This window comes from Streptomyces eurythermus (genome assembly GCF_014649115.1).
Taxonomy (GTDB): domain Bacteria; phylum Actinomycetota; class Actinomycetes; order Streptomycetales; family Streptomycetaceae; genus Streptomyces; species Streptomyces eurythermus.
Genome location: NZ_BMSK01000008.1, coordinates 23893 through 45956, shown reverse-complemented (window position 1 = coordinate 45956; position 22064 = coordinate 23893). Strand labels below are relative to the sequence as shown.

The following is a 22064-nucleotide window of genomic DNA, read 5'->3' as shown; positions in this document are numbered from 1 at the left end:
GTAAGTGCGAGCGATACGGACATTACGGACCGTGTCGCTCATCACGTCACTGCTCTTGACGCATAAAATCTCCCGTCGCGAAGGTGATCCATATGACTTTCTCCCTCGGCATCGTCGGCGCGGGGCAGTTCTCCGGCCGGTTCGCCGCGCTCTTCCACGCCCATCCCGGCGTACGGGACGTCCATGTCACCGATCTCCTGCCCGAGCGCGCCGAGCGCCTCGTCGCCGCGCACGGCCTCGCGGGCACGTTCCCGTCGTACGCGGCGATGCTGGAGTCACCGGCCGTCGACGCGGTCGCGGTCTTCACCCAGCGCTGGACCCACGGCCCGCTGGTCCTGCGGGGCCTGAACGCGGGCAAGCACGTGTTCTCGGCCGTCCCGATGGCGGTCACCGCCGAGGAGGTCGCCGCGATCGTCGCCGCCGTCCGGTCCACCGGGCTGACGTACATGATGGGCGAGACCAGCCACTACCACCCGGCGACCGTGTTCGCCCGCGCCCGGATCGCCGAGGGCGCCCTCGGCCGGGTGTTCTACGCCGAGGGCGACTACGTCCACGACATGGACCTGGGCTTCTACGACGCCTACCGGTACAGCGGCGGCGAGAACTGGCGGGCGACGGCCAGCTATCCCCCGCTGCTGTATCCGACGCACTCGGTGGGCGGGGTGCTCGGGGCCTGGCGGACGCACGCGGTGAGCGTGTCGGCGATCGGCGTCCGCGACGAGGGCGACGACGGCGTCTTCGACCGCTCGGTCAGCATGTTCGACAACGACGTGTCCAACGCCACCGCGCTGTTCGAGGTCGCGGGCGGCGGATCGTTCCGCACCAACGAGTTCCGGCGGGTCGGCTACCCCGCGTACCTGCGCGAGTCCCGGTTCCGGTTCTTCGGGACCGCGGCCAGCATGGAGCAGCTCGCCACGGTGGCCCTGTGGCAGGACCGCGGCGGCGTCGAGGACATCACCGAGCTTCTGGAGCCGAAGCGGGCCGTCGCGCCCGACGACCCGTCCCTGGCCGCTGTCGCGCCCGAGCTGCGCGCGGCCTTCACCTCGGGCTCGGCGCCGGTGCACGACCGGTCCCGGCTGCCCCGCGAGTTCGACCACCTGCCCAACGGGCACGAGGGCAGCCACCACTTCCTGGCGGACGACTTCGTCACCGCCGTGGCACAGCACACACTGCCGCCGGTGAACGCGTGGGTGGCCGCCCGCTACACCCTGCCGGGCATCGTCGCGCACGAGTCGGCACGGCAGGGCGGTGTACGGCTTCGGATCCCGGACTTCGGGGACGCCCCCGCGGCCTGACGGGACCGGCCCGGGCTCAGGTGCCCGGCTTGCGTCCGTAGACGAAGACGTCGTCGCCGTTCCGCAGCAGCGACCAGTACTTCTTGGCGTCCTTCTTCGTCATGTTGACGCAGCCGTGCGAGCCCGGCGGGTTCCACATGCTCAGGCCCACCGAGTGGAAGGCCTGGCCGCCGTCGAAGAACTGGCTGTAGGGCATCGGCACGTCGTAGAGGTTCGAGACGTGGTCGATGTCCCGCCAGTAGATCTTCTTCAGGCCGGTGCGGGTCTCGTAGCGGTCACGGCCGGTGCGCACCGGCACGGGGCCGTAGACCAGCTTCTTGCCGTCCTGGATCCAGCTGAGCTGGAGCGTGAGGTTCACACAGGCGACCCGGCCCTTGTTGACCGGGCACTTGCCGTCCTTGTTCGGCTTGTTGCCGACGGCCTTCTGCTTGTTCATCAGGTCCATCACGCCCCAGGTGACCGAACCGGCGTAGCCGATGGCCGGGGTGATGCCGTGCTTGGTCTGGAACGCCCGGATCGCCGTGCAGTCGGCGGCGGACTGCCTGCCGTCGACCGGCCGGCCCAGGAACTTCTCCACCTGCTTCTGGTACGGCCCGGTGCTCGTGCTACAGCTCGCGGCCTGGGCCGGTGCCGCGGTGACGGCGAGCGCGAGCGGTGCCACCAGCCCCGTCACGCCCAGCCCTACGACGCCTCGTCTGCGTATGCCCCCCATGGCGGCCTCTCTCCTTCCGGTTCCTGGTCTGCTCGCCCGGTCCTCCCGGGTGCTCCCCAGCTCGATTCCCGCGGTCTCGGACTACTAGACCCGGCCGGGGAGGGCATGGTTGTGGTTCCGGTCAGGCTGTGACGAAACGGTGAAGTTCAGACCGTATCGCACGCCCTGTGCGGTTCGTCCGCCCGGGTCGGGTCCCCGGGGGCCGCCGTGCGCGGCGGCCGGAGCCGGCGAGGCGGTGCCCGCTTGCACCGGTCCGGTTGCCGCGAAGCGGACCGGGCGGGAGTGGCCCGCGCGGCCTAGGGTGCGGCGCATGGACCGCACGCTCGCCGGTGACCTCGCCCGGCTTCCCGAACTGTTGCAGGCCGCCCGTGATGTCGCCGCCCGGGAGGTGGCGGGGCTGGCCGGGCGGCCGGTCGCCGCGTCCGGCCCGGCGCCGGGGCGGGCGCCGCTGCCGGCCGAGGGGGTGGGCGGCGAGGGCGCCCTCGCGTGTTTCGCCGAGCGGTGGGCGCCCGGCTTCTCCGGCTCCGCCGGCCCCCGCTACCTCGGTTTCGTCACCGGCGGGGCGACACCCGCGTCCCTCGCCGGGGACTGGCTGACGTCCGCGTTCGACCAGAACCTGTCGGGGGCGGGCGGTTCCCGGGCCGAGGAGCTGGAGCGGGAGACGGTGGCATGGCTGCGCGAGCTGTTCGGGCTGGGCCCGGAGCACAGCGGGGCGTTCGTGACGGGCGCGACCATGTCGAACACGGTCGGCCTGGCCATCGGCCGCGAGTGGGCGGGCGAACGGCTCGGCGTGGACGTCTCCCGGCAGGGGGCGGCGGCGCTGGGTCCGCTGGACGTGCTCTCGGGCAGCCCGCACTCCAGCGTCGCGAAGGCGATGTCGGTGCTGGGCCTCGGCCGGGACCGGCTGCGGCGGGTTTCGCTGCTGCCGGGCGGGCGGGAGGCGGTCGACGTGGCCGCGCTGGAGGCGGCGCTGGCCGAGCGGGCGGGCCGGCCGGTGATCGTGGTCGCGAACGCCGGCACCGTGAACACCGTCGACTTCGACGATCTGCGGGCGATCGCCGCGCTGAGGGAACGGTACGACTTCTGGCTGCACGTGGACGGGGCGTTCGGCGCGTTCGCCGCGCTCAGCCCCCGGTACGCGGCGCTGGTCGACGGGCTGGACGCGGCCGACTCGGTCTGCGTGGACCTGCACAAGTGGCTGAACGTGCCCTATGACGCGGCCGTTCAGTTCACCCGGCGCCGCGATCTGCAGGTGGCGGTGTTCCACAACGCCTCGCCGTATCTGGGACTGCCCGCGGGTGAACCGGAGTTCCTGCATCTGACCCCGGAGAACTCGCGCCGGCTGCGCGCCCTGCCGGCCTGGTTCTCGCTGGTGGCCTACGGCCGGACCGGGCACCGGGAGATCGTGGAGCGCAATGTGGCGCTGGCCCGCCGGCTCGGCGCGGGCATCGAGGCGCTGCCGGGCCTCAGCCTACTGGCCCCGGTACGGCTCAACGTCGTCTGCTTCACGCTCGCCGAGGACCCCTCCGAGGAACGGGTGGCGCGGCTGGCCCGGGCGGTCGCCGCGTCCGGGGAGGCGTTCGTGACGCCGACGGTGTACGACGGGGTGCCCGGGCTGCGCGCGGCGTTCAGCAACTGGCGGACCAGCGAGGCGGACACCGACCGGGTGCTGCGGGTCCTGGCCGCCTCGCTCTGACGTCTCGTCAGCTCCTGTGCGTGGCCGTGCGGAAGCGAGGCGGGCCCGGATTCACCGGCCCCGCCCGGGAGTTCACCGGTACCCGGTGACGTCTGCCGGTTTGCCCGCGTCCTGTACCTCGGTCAGGTACCGCCAGGCGTCCGGGCGGCTGCCGTCGAGGTCGGTGAAGCCGTACACCCGCGCCAGGCCGCCGCTGGAGAGGGACTGTCCGTTGAACCGGGCCACGTCCGGGTCGGCGGCCAGGGCCGCGACGGCCCGGCCGGTGAAGCGCGGGGTCTCGGAGATGGCGAAGTGCGGCTCGCGTGCCAGGGCGTCCCGCCAGTTCTCCTCGCGCACGCCGAACGCGTCGAGCATGATCTCCGAGCGCATCCAGCCCGGTGTCAGGGCCACCGCCGTCGCGCCGCGCGGCCCGAGTTCGTGCCCCAGGGCGAAGGCCATGCGCAGGACGGACGCCTTGGCGAGGTCGTAGAAGAAGTTCACGCGGTAGGTGTCGCGGTTGTACTCGGCGGTGCCGTCGGTGACCTCCACGACCAGGCCGCCGGGCCGGCGCAGCAGCAGCGGCAGCGCGTAGTGGCTGGTGACGGCGTGGGTCTCGACGGCGAGGCGGAGCAGCCGCAGCCCGTTGTCGAGGTCGTGCTCCCACACCGGGGCGTTCCACTCGAAGAGGTTCTCCCCGCCCCAGATGTCGTTGACGAGGACGTCGAGGCGGCCCTGTTCCCCCGCGATCCGGTCCACCAGGTGCCGTACTGCCGAGTGGTCGAGGTGGTCGGCCACCACGGCGATGCCCCGGCCGCCGGCCTCGGTGACGAGGTCGGCGGTGTCCTCGATGGTCTCGGGGCGGTGGTACTCCGAGCGGCGGGCGCGGGTGCTGCGGCCGGTGACGTACACGGTGGCGCCGGCCGCGCCGAGTTCCACGGCGATGCCCCGGCCCGCGCCCCTTGTCGCTCCGGCGACCAGCGCCACCTTGCCGTCCAGCGGTCCTGTCATGTCCTGCCTCCCGTGTGCCGTGCCTGCTGTGCCCTGCCACTCTCACGGGAATACCGGACATCTTCTGTCGGTGTTTCGGGGGCAACCGCGATCAGTGCCCGCGGTCGATCCACTCCTGGAGGTGCGGGGCCTCCGCGCCGATGGTGGTGGCGTCGCCGTGCCCGGTGAGGACCTTGGTCCCGGCCGGCAGGGTGAGGAGGCGGTCGCGGACGGAGTCGATGATGGTCGGGAAGTGGGAGAAGGAGCGTCCGGTCGCGCCGGGGCCGCCCTGGAAGAGGGTGTCGCCGGTGAACACGGTGCCGAGACCGGGGTCGTACAGGCAGACGGCGCCCGGGGCGTGTCCGGGGGTGTGCAGGACGGTGAGGTCGGCGCCGGCGGCCTCGATGACCTGGCCGTCGAGGAGGTGCCGGTCGGGTTCGCGGTCCGGGTGGGTCTGCCGCCACAGCGGCAGGTCGTCGGGGTGCAGCCAGATCGTGGCGCCGGTCAGGTCGGCGAGGCGCGGGGCCGCGTTGACGTGGTCGTTGTGGGCGTGCGTGCACACGATGGCGGTCAGCCGGCGGTCGCCGACGGCGCGGGCGATGGCCTCGGCGTCGTGGGCTGCGTCGATGACGATCACCTCCCGGTCGTCACCGACGAGCCACACGTTGTTCTCCACGTCCCAGGTGCCGCCGTCCAGGGTGAACTGGCCGCTGGTGACGAGGCGTTCGATCCGCGCGGTCATCACAGCACCACCACCGAACGCAGTACGTCGCCGTGGTGCATCCGCTCGAACGCCTGCTCCACCTGGTCGAGTTCCACGGTCTCGGTGACGAACGCGTCGAGCGGCAGGCGGCCTTGCAGGTGCAGGTCGATCAGCATCGGGAAGTCACGGCTGGGCAGGCAGTCGCCGTACCAGCTCGACTTCAGGGCGCCGCCGCGGCCGAAGACGTCCAGCAGGGGCAGTTCGAGCTTCATGTCGGGGGTGGGGACACCGACGAGGACGACGGTGCCGGCCAGGTCGCGGGCGTAGAAGGCCTGCCGGTAGGTCTCGGGGCGGCCGACGGCCTCGATGACGACGTCGGCGCCGAAGCCGCCGGTCAGCTCGCGGATCGCCTCGACCGGGTCGGTCTCCTTGGAGTTGACGGTGTGGGTGGCGCCCAGGGTGCGGGCCGTGGCCAGCTTGCGGTCGTCGATGTCCACGGCGATGACGCGGGCCGCGCCGGCCAGGTTCGCCCCGGCGATGGCCGCGCCGCCTACGCCGCCGCAGCCGATGACGGCGACCGAGTCGCCGCGGCCGACGTCGCCGGTGTTGATCGCGGCGCCGATGCCGGCCATCACCCCGCAGCCGAGGAGGCCCGCGACCGCCGGGGAGACGGCCGGGTCGACCTTGGTGCACTGGCCGGCCGCGACGAGCGTCTTCTCGGCGAAGGCGCCGATGCCGAGCGCCGGGGACAGTTCCTGGCCGGTGGCGGCGAGGGTCATCTTCTGCCGGGCGTTGTGGGTGTTGAAGCAGTACCAGGGCCGGCCGCGCAGACAGGCCCGGCACTGCCCGCACACCGCGCGCCAGTTGAGGATGACGAAGTCCCCGGGCGCGACATCGGTGACGCCCTCGCCGACCGACTCCACGACGCCGGCGGCCTCGTGGCCGAGCAGGAAGGGGAAGTCGTCGGAGATGCCGCCCTGCTTGTAGTGCAGATCGGTGTGGCAGACCCCGCAGGCCTGGACGCGTACGACGGCTTCGCCGGGTCCCGGGTCCGGCACCACGATCGTCTCGACCCGTACGGGCTCGTTCTTGCCCGGTGCGACAACGCCGCGTACTTCCTGCGCCATGGCCTGTCCCTTCATCGAATGCCTTCGCCGACGACCCTACGACGCGACCGGTCGGCAGCGGGAAGGATCACGTACATGATCGCGGATCTTTCCGGCCGCCGTCGGCCGCGGCGCGGGGCGGGGGTCAGCGCAGGCGGACGGGGACGGCGTTCACCAGGCCGAGCAGGGGTGCCGCCGGGGCGATGACCTGCTCCAGCTGGCGCAGCTGGTTCAGTTCGCGCAGGTGCTTCAGCTCCCCCACCTGCTGGCTGACCTTCGGCACCCGGTCGCGGTGCGGGGCCGGGAGGTCACCGGCGGTGAGCGAGTCCAGCGTGGAGAGCGCGGCGAGCTTTCCGACGACGGGGGCGCCGGTGCCCGCCGCGTCCGCCTGGGGTGCGGCGATGCCGGCGATCCCGGCGGCCAGACCGACGGCGGCGGCGATGCGACGTGTTGAGATCATGCCCTCAGCAACGGCCCGGTGCGCCGACCGGACACGGGTGGCGGGGCGGGCTCACCCGTGAGGCGGACCGCGGCGGCCGCGCTTGCCGGGGCCGCCGGGGCGGAGGAGTCTCGTCAGGGGGACCCGTGGCGGTCCGCTCACGGCGGGCCGCGGGCGCCTGAAGGAGGTCACCATGGGCAGCGCGACGGGCTCCGCTTTCGACGCCGGGACACTGCGCCGGGGCATAGAGGGCAACACCGGCAACACCCTTCTGTCGCTGTACGCGGACGACGCTCGGATCCGCATCGTCGACCGTGTCCACCAGCCCAGTCGTCCCACGGAGCTGCACGGCCGGGTCGAGATCGCCGAGTTGCTGGACGACGTCTACCGCCGCGACATGACGCACAAGCTGGAGCAGTGCGTGATCCAGGGCGACCACGCCGCCTACAGCGAGTCCTGCGAGTACGCGGACGGCACCCGGGTCCTGGCCGAGTCGATGCTCACCCTGCGGGACGGCAAGATCGCCGATCAGCTGATCGTCCAGGTGTGGGACGAGTAGGCCCGGCCCGGCGGCGGAGGAAAGGTGGTCCGAAGGTCGTACGCACGCTCGGTTACGCTGTACGCGGGCCGTGACTGGCGCTGAGGTGGAGAACCACCGGGGAGCGGCCCGTGAGGTCAGCCGCGCGCCTGGGCGAGAAGAGTCGATCCGCTCCAGGAGTGTGCAGCATGACCCAGACCCAGGCCGCCCGTCTGATGGACGGCACCGCGCTCGCCCGCCGCATCGTGGAGGACACCGCGCGGCGGGCCGCCGAGCTCACCGACCGCACCGGCACCGCGCCGTGTCTGGCGACCGTGCTGGTCGGCGAGGACCCGGCGTCGGTGACCTACGTCCGCATGAAGCAGAACCGCTGCCGCAAGGCCGGCATCACCTCCCGGCACGTCGCCCTCGCGGCCACCACCACGACGGACGAACTCGTCCGCACGCTGCGGGAGTTGTCGGCCGACCCGGGGGTGCACGGAATTCTGCTCCAGCACCCGGTGGGCGACCACATCGACGAGCGGGCCGCGTTCGAGGCGATCGCGCCGGAGAAGGACGTGGACGGTGTCACCTTCGCCTCGTTCGCCACGATGAGCTTCGGGCTGCCGGGCTTCGTCTCCTGCACGCCGGGCGGCATCGTGCGGCTGCTGGACGAGTACGGCGTCGACCCGGCCGGGAAGCGGGCCGTGGTGGTGGGCCGCAGCGCGATCCTCGGCAAGCCGGTGGGCATGCTGCTGCTGGCGCGGGACGCGACCGTGACGTACTGCCACTCGCGCACCCGGGACCTGTCGGCGGCGGTCCGCGAGGCCGACATCGTGGTGGCCGCGGTGGGCCGGCCGCGGCTGATCCGCGGGCAGGACATCAAGCCGGGCGCGGTCGTGATCGACGCGGGCTACAACCCGGGGAACGTGGGCGACGTCGACTTCGACTCGGCCGTGGAACGCGCCTCGCTGATCACGCCGGTACCGGGCGGGGTGGGCCCGATGACGATCGCCACACTGCTGGAACAGACGGTGACCGCGGCGGGCCGGCAGCTCGGCGTCTGAGTCCGCCGTCCCGGGACGCCGGCCACAGGCGCGCCGGGGACTTGAACGGGTGAGGGCCTCCTGGGTCCGGTGTGGATCGCGGCATCCACGACCGGTGCTCAGGAGGCCCTCGTGTCCCCACCACCGCGTTGCCGGTCCGGCCCCCGGCAGGCGCGGGCGGGGCATGTCGGGGCCGGCGGAGTCGAAGGAGGCGTGGTCGGGGCGCAACGTGCGACGGCGCATCCGGTGGCGGACGGCGTGACCCTTCACGCCCGTGCCGTGCACTCGAATGCAGGATGTGGTGGCCGAAAAGATCCGGAAGGATCGATGCCGCCCCGGCGAGACGACGACTCGGTGGTTCAGCGACCGTAACCGTCGTGGAATTCAGATCATCTGCGAAACGCGGGGCATTCACGGATTCGGTGGTCTAGGAGTGCCATGACGATGTCGGCTGGCGGTGTGCCGCACGCGAAAGGCCCTGTCGTCGCGGGTGACGCCGGGGTGACGTTCGACTTCCCCGCGTCCGGCCCGGCGGAGGAGGCGGCCCGCGGTGCGGTGGTGCGGGCCGCGAACCACCTGCTGGCCCGGCAGGACGCCGGGGGATGGTGGAAAGGCCGGTTCACGACGGACGTCGGTTATGACGCCCACGACCTCTTCCTGCGCCACTTGCTCGGAGTGCTGGACGAACGTCTGGCCAAGGCGAGCGCGCGATGGATCCGCTCGCAGCAGAGCGCGGACGGTTCCTGGCCCCTCGTCTTCGAGGGCGAGGGGCATCTGGGAACCACGGTCCAGGCGTACGTCGCTCTCCGGCTCGCCGGGGACGGCCCGGACGAGGAGCACATGCTCCGGTGCGCGGCGTGGGTACGCGAGCGGGGCGGTGCGGCGGCCGCCCAGCTGACGGCGCGGGTATGGCTCGCCCTGCTCGGCTGGTGGAGCTGGGACGATCTGCCCGAGGTCCCACCGGAGATCATCGCCCTGCCCAAGTGGGCGCCGCTGAACATCTACTCGTTCAGCTCCGTCATGCGCGTGGCGCTGGTGGCCATCAGCGTCATCAGCACACATCGCCCTGTGCGGCCGGCTCCCTTCGCCATCGACGAGCTCTTCGCTCCGCCCGGCAGCTCCGCGGGCGCGCCGGCACCGGACAACGGCCGGGAGAAGCTCTTCCGGCGTCTGAACGCCACGGTGCGCGTGTGCTCCAAGGGCATCCCCCGCCCGGTGCGCGAGGCCGCCGCGAACGCCTGCGTCCGCTGGCTCCTGGAGCGTCAGGAAGAGGACGGCAGCTGGGGGGCGTGCACCCCCATGACCACATGGGTCGTCCTCGCCCTGCACCTGCACGGCTACCCCTCGGACCATCCGGTGCTCAAGGCCGCCTGGGGCTTCCTGGAGGACTGCGGCGCGTGGCCGGAGGACGGCGTGCGGGCACTGCACACCGTCCACAGCCCGGTATGGGACACCTGCCTGTCCGCCACCGCGCTCCTCGACGCCGGCCTGGCGCCCGGTCATCCCGCGCTGGTCGAAGCCGCCGACTGGCTGCTCACCCGGCAGGCCGACCGGCCCGGCGACTGGGCCGCGCGGCGGCCCCGGCTGTCTCCCGGCGGCTGGGCCTTCCAGTTCCACAATCGAACCTACCCGGACAACGACGACACCAGCGAGGTGGCGCTCGCCCTGCACCGCGTGAACCACCCCGATCCGACCCGCGTCGACGACGCGCTGGCCAGGGCGGTGCGGTGGTGTCTCGGGATGCAGAGCCGCGACGGCGGATGGGCGGCCTTCGACGTGGACAACACCAGTACCCTCCCCGCCAAACTCCCGTTCTTCGACTTCGGTGAGTTCTGCACCGACCCGCCCACCGCGGACATCACCGCCCACGTGGTGGAGATGCTGGCCGCGCTGGGAAGGGCACACGACCCCCGTACCCGCCGTGCCGTCCGCTGGCTGCTCGGGCAGCAGGAGGCCAACGGCGCGTGGTACGGACGCTGGGGGGTGAACTACGTCTACGGCACGGGAAGTGTCCTTCCCGCTCTCGTCGCCGCCGGCGTTCCCCGCGGCCACGCCGCCGTCCGGCGCGCCGTCGCCTGGCTGACGTCGGTTCAGAACGCGGACGGCGGCTGGGGCGAGAGCTGGGAGTCGTACGCGGATCCGGCCCGCGCCGGCCGTGGCCCGTCCACCCCTTCACAGACCGCCTGGGCGCTGCTCGGACTGCTCGCGGCCGGAGAGCGCGACAGCACCGTGGTGCGGGACGGGGTGCGCTGGCTGACCGAGCGGCAGACGGAGGACGGCACCTGGGAGGAGCCGCAGTACACCGGGACACTCGTGCCCCGGGCCGTGGCCGCGCACTACGGGTACTACGGGCACGTCTTCCCCCTGATGGCGCTGGGCCGTTACGTCCGGCGCACGGGCGACGTATCGGTGGGCCGGCAACGGAACGAAGCGACGGAGCCGGACCGATGACCGGCCTCCCTCTGAAAGGCGCCCTTGCGATGACTGCTGAGACACTGGCGGTGGAGTCCGACTTCTTCGCGCCACGCACCGCGATCGACGATCTTCTGTTCGAGTTCCTGACGGAGAAGGCACGGACGGCTCCCGTGCCCGGCCAGTCGGCGCTCATCCTGGTGCTGCGCGACTTCATGTCCGGGGGGAAGCGGGTGCGTCCGCTGCTGTGCGTGACCGGATGGATCGCGGCAGGCGGACAGGGCGACATCACGCAGGCCGTCAGGCTGGCCGCGTCCATCGAGCTGGCCCACACCTGCGCGCTCATCCACGACGACATCATGGACGCGTCCGACAGCCGCCGCGGGCGCCCCACGGTCCACCGGGCGCTGGCCGACCGGCACCATGTGCCGCGGCTCGCGCAGCAGTACGGGACCGGCGGAGCGATCCTCCTCGGTGACCTCGCCCTGGTCTGGTCGGACGAGTTGCTGCACACCACGCCCATGCCCGACGCCCACCGGGCCAGGGTGCTGCGCTGCGTCGACCTGGCGCGCAGCGAACTGATCGCCGGCCAGCACCTGGACCTGCTGACCACCGGCAGACTCCACGCGAGTGTCGAGACGCTGCTGAGCGTCATCCGCTACAAGACCGCCAAGTACACCATCGAGCGCCCCCTCCAGGTGGGGGCGGCCCTCGCCGGTGCCGGTCCGGAGGTCATGAACGCCTGCAGCGCCTACGGGATCCCCCTCGGGGAGGCATTCCAGCTCAGGGACGACATCCTCGGGGTGTTCGGGGACCCGGACCGGACGGGCAAATCCCGCCTGGACGATCTGCGCGAGGGCAAGTGCACCAGCCTGGTCGTCCACGCGCTGCGGGCCTGCGGACCGGCGCAGGCCGACCGGCTGCACACGCTGATCGGCGACCCCGACCTCGGGGAGCAGGAAGCCGCGGAGATCTGCTCCATCCTCACCAGCACGGGAGCCCGGCGGGCGGTCGAGCGGATGATCGAGGAGAGGTACCGGCAGGCCCTGGACTCCCTGGCCCTGGCCCCCTTCCCGGCCCGCGCCGTCCGCACGCTGAGGGACGTCGCGGAGGCCGTCGTGCACCGCACGGCGTGACGCCGGACCGGCCGCCGGCCGGCACCAGGAGACGCCCCGGCCGCCCACCGGCCCGGCCCACCAGGGAGGTAGGGACCCACAGTGATGACCACGACCGCGCCCGCGGCGGTCCTCCAGACCGCCTGGCACGAAATCCGCTTGAGCTGGCTGTTCATCAGCGCCGACCGCTGGACCACCGTCTTCCCCGCCACCTGCTTCGTGACGGCGGCCGTCGTCCACGCCCGGCTGCCCCCGTCCGAAGCCGCGATCGCCCTGGTCTCCGGTGCGCTGTACTTCTGGCTGTTCGTCTACGAACACACCCTGGCCAACCAGCTCGTCGGCGTCGAGGAGGACCGCGTCAACAAGCCGTTCCGCCCGCTGGTCACCGGCCGGAGCAGCATCCGGGGTGCCCGGCTGCGCCTGAACGCCGTCCGGGTCCTGTTCCCCGTGTACGGGTACTGCCTGGGCGTCCTGGAGTGGGCCCTGATGTGGCAGATCCTCTCCCTGCTCCAGCACGAGTACCGCTGGGGCCGGCACTGGCTGGGCAGGAACCTCTACGCCGGCGTCGGAGTCGTCGCCCAGCTGGCCGCCGCCTGGGAGATGGTCACCGCCATGTCGCCGGACGCCTGGCGCTGGATCGTGACGCTCGCGATCACCGTGACGCTTCTGATGTCCGTCCAGGACCTCCGCGACATCACCGGCGACCGCGCGGTCCACCGCTCCACCATGCCGCTGGTCTTCGGCGAGCGGCCCACCCGGGTCTTCCTGTGCGCCGGCTTCGCCGTCGGTCCCCTGGCCATCCACCACTTCCTCATGGAGCCCGCAGGCCCCCACTGGTGGATCATCGCCACGGACGTCGTCCTGTGCGCTTGGAGCCTGCTGCTCTCCGTCCGGGTGCTGCTGGCGCGGGGCCGGGAACAGGACCAGCGCAGCTACCGCTTGGTGGAACAGTGGTACACCCTCGCCCTGGCCGCCTCCGTCTACACACTTCGCTGACGAAAGGCCCCGACGTGACCGCAGAGGCCGCGCAGCACGTGTGCCGGCAGCCGCGCCTGCGCATCAGTGGCGTCTGGAAGGCCTACGGCCGCAGACAGCTCCTGCGCGGTGCCGACCTCGACGTGCCCGCCGGGACACTGGTCGGTGTCGTCGGCGAGAACGGCGCCGGCAAGAGCACACTGCTCCGGATCGCCATGGGACACCTGGCGCCCGACCGGGGCACGGTGGAGCGCACCGGCAAGGCGGGGTACTGCCCGCAGCACGCCGTGCTGAACGACTCGTTCACCGTCATGCAGCACCTCCGCCTCTTCCAGGCGGCCTACCGGCTGCCGACCCTCGCACGAGCCCACGAGCTGATGGACCTCCTGGCGTTCACCGACTCCGGCCGGCAGCGCGCCGGGGAACTCAGCGGAGGCACACGGCAGAAGCTGAACCTCCTGCTCGCCCTCATGCACGATCCACAGCTCCTGGTGCTCGACGAGCCCTACCAGGGGTTCGACTGGGACACCCACCAGCGTTTCTGGTCGCTCGCCGCCCGGCTGCGCGACCAGGGCAGGTCGATCGTCGTGGTCTCGCACCTGCTGCACGATCTGCATCACTTCGACGCGGTCGGGCACCTGCGCGACGGCCGTCTGGACATGGAGAGAACCACCCGATGACGTACCGGCCCTCGGCCTACACCGAGATGCTGCGCTGCACTCTCCTCGGTCACCTGCGCAGCCGCATGGCAGTGCTCCTGGCGGTCGTCTTCATCCCCGCCTGGATCATGGTGGCGCGTCTGTGCGCGCCGGACCGGACGCTGCGGTTCTCCCTGGAGTCCGCGGGCACCGACGTCCTCGCGCCGGCGAACCATGTCAGTCAAGTGGTGAACGCCCTCGCCGCCGTCACCCTGGTCACGGGTTTCTCGATGTTCATGGAGACCTTCAAGGCCGGGGAGACGGACCGCCGACTGGTGCTGGCGGGCTACCCGAAGCTCCGGATGCTGCTCGCCAAGGTCACCGCGGTCGCCCTGGTCACCGCTCTCATCGCCGTGTACACCATGGCCGTGCTCGCCGTCTCGCTGCCGGTCGGCCGGCTGGGCCCGCTGGCCCTCGCGGTGTTCAGCGCCGGTCTCGCCTACGGCGGAATCGGTCTCCTGCTCGGCTCATTGGTACGCGGCGAGCTGGAGGGCTTCTTTCTCGTCATCATGCTCAGCCTGGTCGACACCGGTCTGCAGAACCCGGTCCTGAACGTCGCCGACCTCACCGGCCTGAGCGCGCTCCCCCTATACGGCGCGTGCCAGTTTGCGCTGGCCGCGGCCTTCACGTCCTCCACCCCCTGGTCCCACGGGCTGCTGTCGCTCGCCTGGTCCGCCGCGACCAGCGCCCTGGCCCTGCTCGCCTTCCATGTGCGCACCCGCCCGCACTGCCGGATCGCCCCCGAGATGCTTGCCGGAACACCGCACACATGACCACGGGCGGTGGAAGCCGGACGCCAACAGCCGGGACGTCGGCACGAGTTCGCCGACGCGCGCCGGGTGCCTCCACGCGCGCCCGGCACACGCGTACCGGACAATCGCGCCGACGCGCGGGCGCCTCGGGCACGGGAGCGGCCATACTGGCCGACGTGCGCGTTGCGATCATGACGGCGGGTTCCCGGGGCGACGCCGCCCCCTACACCGGGCTCGGGCACCGGCTGGCGCTGGCCGGGCACGAGGTCACGCTGGTCACCCACGGCCGCTTCGCACCGCTGGTGGCGGGGTCGGGGGTGCGGTTCCACACGCTGCCGGTGGATCCGCTGGCGGAACTCCGGTCACCGCGCGGCCGGGGCCTGCACCGCAGCGCCAGCGGGGCCGGAAAGCTGGTGCGGGTGGTGGATCTGGCGCGGCGCCTGGTGGGGCGGATGACCGAGGACCTGCTGGACGCGGCCCGGGACAGCGAGGTGCTGCTGCTGTCCGCCTCGGTGGCCCCGCTCGGCCACACGATCGCCGAGGGGCTGCGGCTGCCGAGCCTGGGCGTGTATCTCCAACCCCTTGCCGCCACCCGGGAGTTCGCCCCGCCGGTGCTCGGCGGCGGCTCCTGGGGCGGGCCGGTGAACCGGTTCGCCGGGCAGGGCGTGAGTCTGGCCGTGGAGCATGTCTTCTCCGGTGCCGTGCCGGCGCTGCGCGAGCGGCTCGGCCTGCCCCCGCTGGGCGCCACGGCGGCCCTACGGGCCCGGGAGCGGCGGCGCTGGCCGGTGCACCACGGTTTCAGCCCCCTGGTGGTGCCCCGGCCCGCCGACTGGCGGGCGGGACTGGAGGTGGGCGGCTACTGGTGGCCGTACGACACCGAGAACCGGCTTCCCGATGAGGTGGAGGAGTTCGTGGACGCGGGACCGCCGCCGGTCTTCGTCGGGCTGGGCAGCGCCACCGTGCCGGACGCCGGGCGGCTGAGTGCGCGGGTGGTGGCGGCGCTGCGGCGGGCCGGGCTGCGCGGGGTGATCCAGCGCGGCTGGGGCGGGCTCGCGGCCGACGGGGACGACATGCTGACCATCGGCGAGGTGCCGCACTCGCTGCTCTTTCCGAGGATGGCCGCCGTGGTCCATCACGCGGGCGCGGGCACCACGGCGGCGGGGCTGCGCGCCGGGGTGCCGGCGGTGCCGGTGCCGGTGCAGTTCGACGCGGGTTTCTGGTCCACCCGGCTGGTCGCGCTGGGGGTCGCCCCGGCCGTCGTACCGCTGCGCCGGCTGACCGTGGACGCGCTGGCCACGGCACTGGTACGGGCCACCCGGGACCCGGCGTACCGACGGCGCGCCGGGGCCCTGGGCGCCCGGGTCCGCGGCGAGGACGGCACCGCGCCGGTACTGACCGCCCTGGACCGGCTCGCCGGCTGACCCGGACCCACCGCCCTCGGCGCCGTACCCGGCCGTGCCCGACGGCACACCGGCACCTGGGCTTTCCGGCTCCCGGACGAGCACGATGCCGCCCGTTCCCGCCGACCGGGCCCGGAGCATGGGAGGAGCCGCCCCCTGGGCCCGGGCCACCCCGGGCGTCAGCCGGTGGTCAGCACCATGCGGAAGCGTGCCGCGCCGGCCAGCATCTTGTCGTACGCCTCCCCCGCCCGTTCCAGCGGCACCGTCTCGGTCATCGGGCGGATGCCGTGCAGGGCGCTGAAGGCCATGGTGTCCTCGATGTCCCGCGCGGTGCCGGAGGGGTGCCCGCGGACCACCCGGCCGCTCATGATCAGTTGCACCGGGCTGATGCCCAGCGGCTCGGGCGTGGCGCCGATGACGGTCAGTTCGCCGCGCGGGGCCAGGCCGTCCACGGTCGCGGTGATGGCCTCGGAGCTGCCGGCGGTGGCCAGGACGGCCTTCGCCCCGCCGAGGGCGGCCAGTGCCTCGGCCACCGGGGTCGATGCCCTGCTGTCGACGTAGTGGTGGGCGCCGAGCCGCTTGGCGAAATCGGCCTTCTCGGCGCCCCGCGCGATCGCCACGGTCTCGAAGCCCATCGCCACCGCGTACTGCACGCCGAGGTGGCCGAGGCCCCCGAGGCCGAGCACCGCGACCAGGTCGCCCGGCTCGGCCGGACCGCGCCGCAGCCCGTTGTACGTGGTCACGCCCGCGCAGGCCAGGGGCCCGGCGTCGGCCGCCGAGAGCGCGTCAGGGATCCTGGCCAGGGCGTCTACGGGTACGGTCGTCCGCTCGCCGAAGCCGCCGTCGTAGGCCCAGCCGGGGACCTTCAGGGCGGCGCACACGATGAAGTCGCCCCGGCGGCAGGACGGGCAGTGCCCGCAGGCGCCGCCGAACCAGCCGACGGCCACCCGGTCGCCGACGCTCCAGCCGCGCTCTTCGGTGCCCTCTCCCAGTTCCTCGATCCGCCCGGCGATCTCGTGCCCGGGGACCTCCGGGAAGGTCACGCCCGGCAGTCCGCCGCCGACGAACAGCGCGTCGCTGTGGCAGACCCCGCACGCCTCCACGGCGATCCGCACCTGACCGGGTCCCGGCGGCCGGATCTCCCGCTCGGCGAGTTCGAAGGTGCCGTTGGGTTCGGTCACCTGGGCGACGCGATAGGTACTCATGGCGCTCTCCGGGAATCGGGGCGACAGCCTTCATCCCCAGCAGACCAGCTCCGGGCGGATCACGCGCGCCGAGCCGGGCCGCGCCCCGCCGGCCTGCGCGGGTCACCGTCTCAGGGGGTTCCGGGGCGCCGGCCCTCCGGCCGGAGCGTGCCCGGCAGGCGGTAGTCGCGCGGCGCCGCCTCCCCGCGGGCCACGGCCGTGTCGGCCTCGGCGCGGATCAGGTCGACCCGGCGGGCGCGGCGGGCCGGCCGCTGCTCCTTCAGCCGGGGGCTGACCCGGATGATCTCCATGAAGGCGATGCGGCCGCGGCGCGGGTCGGAGGTGACGGCGCGGGCGCAGGCCCGGCAGAGGGCGGTGGCGCGCTCGGCCGGGGGCAGTCCGTCCGCGTCGGCGAGCGCGTCCGGGACGGCCCGGCGGGCGGCCTGGCCGAGTGCGGCGACCGTGGTGCCGCGGTAGCCGGGGGTGTCGCCGATCAGCCGCAGCGCCGCGTCGAGGAAGCGGCGGCGCCCCCCGGCCTGCCGTTCCTCGGCGGACCGGCCGCCGTAGCGTCCCGTCGGCGCCCTGAGCCTGCCGCCAACGTGTCCCCGTCCGTCGTCCCGCCGGTCGTCCGTGGTCGCTCACGGCCCTCAATCTTGTCGTGCACGCATCTTGTCGTAAGGGCCGCCCGCTCCTTACTTTTCAGTAAGTTCCCTGTGGATGCGGCCGTGTTCAGATCCCCGGACTCCCCCTGACTTCCCGAGGAAAGAGAGCCGTCATGGCTGCCTCCAGAACCAGGCACCTGTGCTCCGTGGCCGTCGCCCTCGCCCTGGCCGTCACCGGGCCGGCGGCCTCCGCCTCCGCGCGTTCCGCCGCCCCCGACGGCCTGCGCGAGGTGCTGTTCGTCGGCAACAACTGGGACGGCACCGCCGATGTCATCCGGTCCTCCGGCGACTACGCGAAGATCGGCCGGATCGACGTCGTCCCGGACAAGGACGCGCGGATGGCGGAGATCAACGCGGACCCGGTCAAGTGGATCTACTTCCAGGCGATCCGCAACAGCGTCGGCGAGGGGCACGACCAGTTCGCCGACGACATGTACTCCACCCCGGACGGCCGGTCGGTGGTGGTGTCCCGGCCGAGCTTCGCGGACGTGGTCTCCATCGACCTGACCGACGGGACGGTCAACTGGCGCTTCCCGGTGGCCGGTTACCGCGCCGACCACATGGCGGTCTCGCCGGACGGCACCCGCGTGGCGGTGTCCGCGTCCACCGCCGACACCGTGCATGTGCTGGACATCGCCACCGGCCGGCAGCTGGGGTCGTTCAAGACCGGCGACAAGCCGCACGAGAACGTCTTCAGCAAGGACGGCAAGTACATCTGGAACATGTCCATCGGCGACGTCAACACCGACCTGGACGGCCCGGGCTGGGACTGGACCAAGGGCGACCGGCACATCACGGTCGTGGACGCCACGACGTTCCGGCAGGTCAAGGTCATCGACATGCGGCAGCGGCTGGACGCGTTCGGGCTGAAGGACTTCTCCGACGCGGTCCGCCCGGCCGTGTTCTCCCCCGACGAGTCCAAGCTCTACTTCCAGGTGTCGTTCTTCAACGGCTTCCTCGAGTACGACGTCACCACCGACAAGATCACCCGGATGAAGACGCTGCCGAAGAACCCGGCGACCGGCGAGGACCGCACCACCTGGGTCAACGACTCACGCCACCACGGCATTTCGATGAATCCGGCGGGGACCGGGCTGTGCGTGGCGGGCACCATGGACGACTACGCGACCGTGGTGGACCGGGCCTCGCTCCAGGAGGGACCGCTGGTCCCTGCGGCCAAGCCGTACTGGGCGACGGTCAGCGGGGACGGCAAGGACTGTGTCGTCTCCGAGAGCGGCGCCGACCAGGTGACGGCGATCGACTTCGCCACCGGGCGGAAGGTGGCGTCGATCGCCGTCGGCGACCACCCGCAGCGTGTCCGGCTGGGCCATGTGCGGGCCGACTGGACCGGCCCCGGCGGCAGCTGACGCCCTCTCAGGCCGTGGTCTCCGGGGTGCCCCACTCACCCCGGAGGCCACCGGGGTGGCGAAGGCCCCACCTCGCACAAGGCCGTCGGCCGGGATCTCTCCCGGCCGACGGCCTTCCCGGTCAGCCTCCCGAGTGGTGGTGCAGCAAGAGCGGTTTGACGGCGGTTCCGCCGGTCGCGTCGGCGACCGCCTGGTTGATGTCGGCGAGGGGGTACGGGCGGATCAGCTTGTCCAGCGGGAACCGGCCCGCCATGAAGAAGTCCAGCAGCCGGGGGATGAGCAGGGCGGGAACGCTGTCTCCCTGGAGGATGCCCTTCACCGTGCGGCCCAGCATCTGGACCAGCCCGACGGACAGGTCCTGGCCGGTGCCGGCCGAGCCGACGATGCCGGCCGTGCCGCCGGTCGTGAGGGACTCGACGGCCGCCCGGGCGGTCTGCGGGAGGCCGACGGCGTCGAGAGCGAAGTCGACGCCGCCGCCGCTGAGTTCGACCACGGCGGCGGCCACCGCGTCCTGACCGCCGTCGAGGACGTCGGTGGCGCCGAGTTCGAGCGCCAGGTCGAGTCGGCCGCGGTGCAGGTCGACCGCGATGATCCGGGTGCAGCCGGCGATCCGGGCGGCCATCACGGCGGCCAGTCCGACCGGCCCGGCGCCGAACACCACGAGGCTGCTGCCGGGCGGTGCGGCGAACACCCCGAGCACGGCGCCCGCGCCGGTCTGCAGGCCGCACCCCAGCGGGCCGAGCAGCTCGAGCGGGGCGTCGGCGCGCACCTTCACCACGCTGCGCTGGTGGGCGACGACATGGTCGGCGAAGGAGGACTGGCCGAAGAAGTGCCCACTGATCTCGGCGCCCGCCGCGTCCCGGTAGGCGGTCGACCCGTCCGCCCGCCGGCCGCGCAGGTTGAGCGGCAGGAACGAGGCGCAGTGCATGGGGTGGCCGGTGAGGCACGGTCGGCACGAGCCGCAGCTCATCGGGGCCAGCACCACCGGGTCGCCCGGGGCGAGCGTGGTCACCGCCTCGCCCACGGCCTGGACCACGCCGCTGCCCTCATGGCCGAGCACGGCGGGCAGCCCGGGCGGGAGGATCTGGTCCAGGGCCAGCAGGTCGGTGTGGCACAGGCCGGTGGCAACCAGCCGGACCAGTACCTCATCGGCCCTGGGCGGCGCCAGCAGCACGTCCTCGACGGAGAACGGGCCGCCCTTGCTGCGGGCGACGGCGGCCTTGACGGAGAGCATGCGGTACTCCTCGGAGGTCGGACGGGACGGTGACAGGGGGTCCCGCGTCACCGGTCCCGTTCCGGTGACGCGGGCGGGTCCGGTCAGTCGCCGTCGGGGACGCTGCTGACCTTCCCGTCGGCGAAGCGCAGCCGGTGCTCGCCGGCGACGACCAGGTCGGCGAACGCGAACGGGGTGACGCCGGTGTCGGGTCCGACCACCCAGGCCTGGCCGGTCCTTCCGTCCCGGACGACCTCCTCCATCGCGTCGACCACCTGGTCCGGGGTGGCCACCGCGACGCCGGCGGCCCGCCAGGCGGCGAGGCGTTCGGCGACCAGCGGGGTGTCGACCGCACCCGGGCACAGGACATTGACGGTGATCCCGTCCCCGGCCAGCACGGGCCCCAGCGAGCGGACCAGGCCGACCACCGCGTGTTTGGAGGCCGAGTAGAACACCTCGGGCGACGGGCGGAGCCCGGTGGTGCTGGCGGTGACCACGATCGAGCCACCGCCGCGCTCGCGCAGTGCCGGCAGGGCCGCCTGCACCCCGTACACCACCGAGTCGACGTTGCTGGCGAACAGCCGCCGGTAGGCCTCGCCGTCGAACCCGTCGCCGATCGAACTCCCGGCCAGCACACCGGCGTTGAGCCAGACCACGTCCACGCCGCCGAACCGCTCGACGGCGGCGCGCACCAACTTCTCGTTGTCGGCCAGGTCGGACGTGTCCGTCGGCACGAACAGCGCACCGGTCTCCCGGGCGACGGCATCGCCGCGGGCCCGGTCGATGTCGGCCAGCACGACCCGGGCGCCCCGGGCGGTGAACCGCCGGGCGGCGGCGGAACCGATTCCGCCGCCCCCGCCGGTGATCAGCACGACCCGGCCCGCGAACCGCGCGGCGCCGGTCGTCTCCGGAAGTATCCCGCTCATGGGCCCGGTCAGGAGAGCTGGGTGGTGAAGAAGACCAGCTTGGCCTCGGCGGTCTTGCCCAGCTCCACCGGGCGCCACTGCCGGAACCCGGTGCGGCCGGCGTAGCGTCCGCTCACCCCGACGGCCGGGCAGTAGAGCCACTCCCCCGAGATCAGGTTCTCGAAGCGCGCCCAGGCTTCGACGTGCACGACGCCGTCGGTGAGCGCGATCTTCTCGTTGATGCAGGCGAGCAGGACGCCGTCGCTCTCCCGCCGGGTGACGATCCGGTAGGAGCCCTCGACGGTGCCGATCGCGGTGCCGGACGGGTCGCGCAGCTCCGACTCGTAGGTGCCGCTCTGGCCGGGCTTCGGCTCCTCGAAGTCGATGTCGTTGGCGAAGGTGGTCAGGTGCTCACTGAGGTTCTCGAACACGGACGAACTCCTTGTCTGTACACGGATGTCGGGGACGCGGATGTCGGGGGGGTCATGCCTTGCGGAAGACGTCCTTGACGAGGATCAGGCCGTCCTTCAGCGTGAAGAGGTCCACGCCACGGTCGATCACCTCGCCGTCGCCGTTGCGCAGCGTGAACTCGATGATCTGGCGGTCGCCGACCACCACCGCGGGCTCGAAGACCAGGCCGATCCCCTGGTCGGCGAGTTCCTCGCGCTTCTTGACCAGGTCGACCAGGAAGTCCCGGATCTGGTCCCGCCGGTAGGTGGTGCCGGGCTCGGGCCCCTCGGCCATGATCCAGACACCGTCCTCGGCGAAGCAGGCGACCGCCTCGTCGAAGGCGTCCCGGGCGCAGGCGTCGAAGAAGGCGGCGACCACGCCCTCGCCCACCGCTGCGGCGGTTCCCGTGTTGTCGGTCATGAGTGGTTCATCTCCCTTGGAGTCGTACGGA

General features: G+C 72.7%; 21 protein-coding genes, 1 pseudogene and 1 riboswitch. Of the genes and pseudogenes, 11 read left to right on the top strand and 11 right to left on the bottom strand.

The genetic code is table 11. The features are described from left to right. Positions 1–92: 92 nt before the first annotated feature. Positions 93–1295, top strand: a complete 1203-nt coding sequence (locus tag IE251_RS16540; protein ID WP_189753732.1) for a Gfo/Idh/MocA family protein — start codon at positions 93–95, stop codon at positions 1293–1295. A 16-nt stretch (positions 1296–1311) separates the two neighbouring features. On the opposite strand, the gene IE251_RS16535 is transcribed toward IE251_RS16540, so the two are convergent. After that, positions 1312–2007: a L,D-transpeptidase family protein gene (locus IE251_RS16535; protein ID WP_189753731.1), complete on the bottom strand. Its 696-nt coding sequence runs from the start codon at positions 2005–2007 to the stop codon at positions 1312–1314. Between the two features lie 310 nt (positions 2008–2317). Between IE251_RS16535 and IE251_RS16530 the strand changes: the two genes are divergently transcribed. Further along, positions 2318–3703, top strand: a complete 1386-nt coding sequence (locus tag IE251_RS16530; protein ID WP_189753730.1) for a pyridoxal phosphate-dependent decarboxylase family protein — start codon at positions 2318–2320, stop codon at positions 3701–3703. Between the two features lie 72 nt (positions 3704–3775). Here the strand turns inward: IE251_RS16530 and IE251_RS16525 are convergent, their stop codons facing one another. The 4 genes from IE251_RS16525 to IE251_RS16510 form a co-directional block, all read right to left on the bottom strand. Next, positions 3776–4690, bottom strand: a complete 915-nt coding sequence (locus IE251_RS16525; protein WP_189753729.1) for an SDR family oxidoreductase — start codon at positions 4688–4690, stop codon at positions 3776–3778. 91 nt (positions 4691–4781) lie between these two features. Continuing rightward, on the bottom strand, positions 4782–5411 hold the full coding sequence (locus IE251_RS16520; RefSeq protein ID WP_189753728.1) for an MBL fold metallo-hydrolase: 630 nt from the start codon (positions 5409–5411) through the stop codon (positions 4782–4784). Next, positions 5411–6499 (bottom strand): S-(hydroxymethyl)mycothiol dehydrogenase, encoded by a 1089-nt coding sequence (locus tag IE251_RS16515; protein WP_189753727.1) that lies wholly within the window; start codon positions 6497–6499, stop codon positions 5411–5413. The genes IE251_RS16520 and IE251_RS16515 overlap by 1 nt, the downstream gene beginning before the upstream one ends. Positions 6500–6623: 124 nt before the next feature. Beyond that, on the bottom strand, positions 6624–6938 hold the full coding sequence (locus IE251_RS16510; protein WP_189753726.1) for a hypothetical protein: 315 nt from the start codon (positions 6936–6938) through the stop codon (positions 6624–6626). A 172-nt stretch (positions 6939–7110) separates the two neighbouring features. Here IE251_RS16510 and IE251_RS16505 point away from each other — a divergent pair, with 172 nt between their 5' ends. From IE251_RS16505 to IE251_RS16470, 8 genes are all read left to right on the top strand, one after another. Next, a complete protein-coding gene (locus tag IE251_RS16505; RefSeq protein WP_189753725.1) occupies positions 7111–7476 on the top strand; it encodes a nuclear transport factor 2 family protein in 366 nt (121 codons plus the stop codon). 60 nt (positions 7477–7536) lie between these two features. Next, a riboswitch (ZMP/ZTP riboswitch) is annotated at positions 7537–7617 on the top strand. A gap of 26 nt (positions 7618–7643) precedes the next feature. Then, positions 7644–8501: a bifunctional 5,10-methylenetetrahydrofolate dehydrogenase/5,10-methenyltetrahydrofolate cyclohydrolase gene (locus IE251_RS16500; RefSeq protein ID WP_189753724.1), complete on the top strand. Its 858-nt coding sequence runs from the start codon at positions 7644–7646 to the stop codon at positions 8499–8501. Between the two features lie 417 nt (positions 8502–8918). Beyond that, positions 8919–10931 carry a squalene--hopene cyclase gene (gene shc / locus IE251_RS16495; protein ID WP_189753723.1) on the top strand — a complete coding sequence of 671 codons (2013 nt, stop codon included), beginning with the start codon at positions 8919–8921 and terminating at the stop codon, positions 10929–10931. Positions 10932–10960: 29 nt separating this feature from the next. Then, on the top strand, positions 10961–12028 hold the full coding sequence (locus tag IE251_RS16490) for a polyprenyl synthetase family protein (protein WP_189753722.1): 1068 nt from the start codon (positions 10961–10963) through the stop codon (positions 12026–12028). An 84-nt stretch (positions 12029–12112) separates the two neighbouring features. Beyond that, the gene (stsC, locus tag IE251_RS16485; RefSeq protein ID WP_189753721.1) at positions 12113–13003 is read left to right on the top strand and encodes a somaliensene A/B synthase; all 891 of its coding nucleotides are present in this window, start codon (positions 12113–12115) and stop codon (positions 13001–13003) included. Positions 13004–13059: 56 nt separating this feature from the next. Beyond that, the gene (locus tag IE251_RS16480) at positions 13060–13662 is read left to right on the top strand and encodes an ABC transporter ATP-binding protein (protein ID WP_189754009.1); all 603 of its coding nucleotides are present in this window, start codon (positions 13060–13062) and stop codon (positions 13660–13662) included. Further along, positions 13659–14453: an ABC transporter permease gene (locus tag IE251_RS16475; RefSeq protein WP_189753720.1), complete on the top strand. Its 795-nt coding sequence runs from the start codon at positions 13659–13661 to the stop codon at positions 14451–14453. The genes IE251_RS16480 and IE251_RS16475 overlap by 4 nt, the downstream gene beginning before the upstream one ends. A 170-nt stretch (positions 14454–14623) precedes the next feature. After that, complete coding sequence (locus tag IE251_RS16470) at positions 14624–15853, top strand: glycosyltransferase (protein ID WP_189754008.1); 1230 nt, start codon at positions 14624–14626, stop codon at positions 15851–15853. Between the two features lie 158 nt (positions 15854–16011). On the opposite strand, the gene IE251_RS16465 is transcribed toward IE251_RS16470, so the two are convergent. Both IE251_RS16465 and IE251_RS16460 read right to left on the bottom strand, forming a co-directional pair. Next, the gene (locus IE251_RS16465) at positions 16012–17037 is read right to left on the bottom strand and encodes an alcohol dehydrogenase catalytic domain-containing protein (protein ID WP_189753719.1); all 1026 of its coding nucleotides are present in this window, start codon (positions 17035–17037) and stop codon (positions 16012–16014) included. A 146-nt stretch (positions 17038–17183) separates the two neighbouring features. Then, positions 17184–17615, bottom strand: a pseudogene (locus IE251_RS16460) (TetR/AcrR family transcriptional regulator); the annotation flags it as partial. Positions 17616–17791: 176 nt separating this feature from the next. Here IE251_RS16460 and IE251_RS16455 point away from each other — a divergent pair. Beyond that, complete coding sequence (locus IE251_RS16455) at positions 17792–19045, top strand: YncE family protein (RefSeq protein ID WP_189753718.1); 1254 nt, start codon at positions 17792–17794, stop codon at positions 19043–19045. A gap of 121 nt (positions 19046–19166) precedes the next feature. Here the strand turns inward: IE251_RS16455 and IE251_RS16450 are convergent, their stop codons facing one another. The 4 genes from IE251_RS16450 to IE251_RS16435 form a co-directional block, all read right to left on the bottom strand. Then, the gene (locus IE251_RS16450) at positions 19167–20279 is read right to left on the bottom strand and encodes an NAD(P)-dependent alcohol dehydrogenase (RefSeq protein ID WP_189753717.1); all 1113 of its coding nucleotides are present in this window, start codon (positions 20277–20279) and stop codon (positions 19167–19169) included. Positions 20280–20362: 83 nt separating this feature from the next. After that, a complete protein-coding gene (locus IE251_RS16445) occupies positions 20363–21184 on the bottom strand; it encodes an SDR family NAD(P)-dependent oxidoreductase (protein ID WP_189753716.1) in 822 nt (273 codons plus the stop codon). 8 nt (positions 21185–21192) lie between these two features. Then, positions 21193–21594 (bottom strand): allene oxide cyclase barrel-like domain-containing protein, encoded by a 402-nt coding sequence (locus IE251_RS16440; RefSeq protein WP_189753715.1) that lies wholly within the window; start codon positions 21592–21594, stop codon positions 21193–21195. A 52-nt stretch (positions 21595–21646) separates the two neighbouring features. Next, a complete protein-coding gene (locus tag IE251_RS16435) occupies positions 21647–22033 on the bottom strand; it encodes a nuclear transport factor 2 family protein (protein ID WP_189753714.1) in 387 nt (128 codons plus the stop codon). Positions 22034–22064 lie beyond the last annotated feature (31 nt).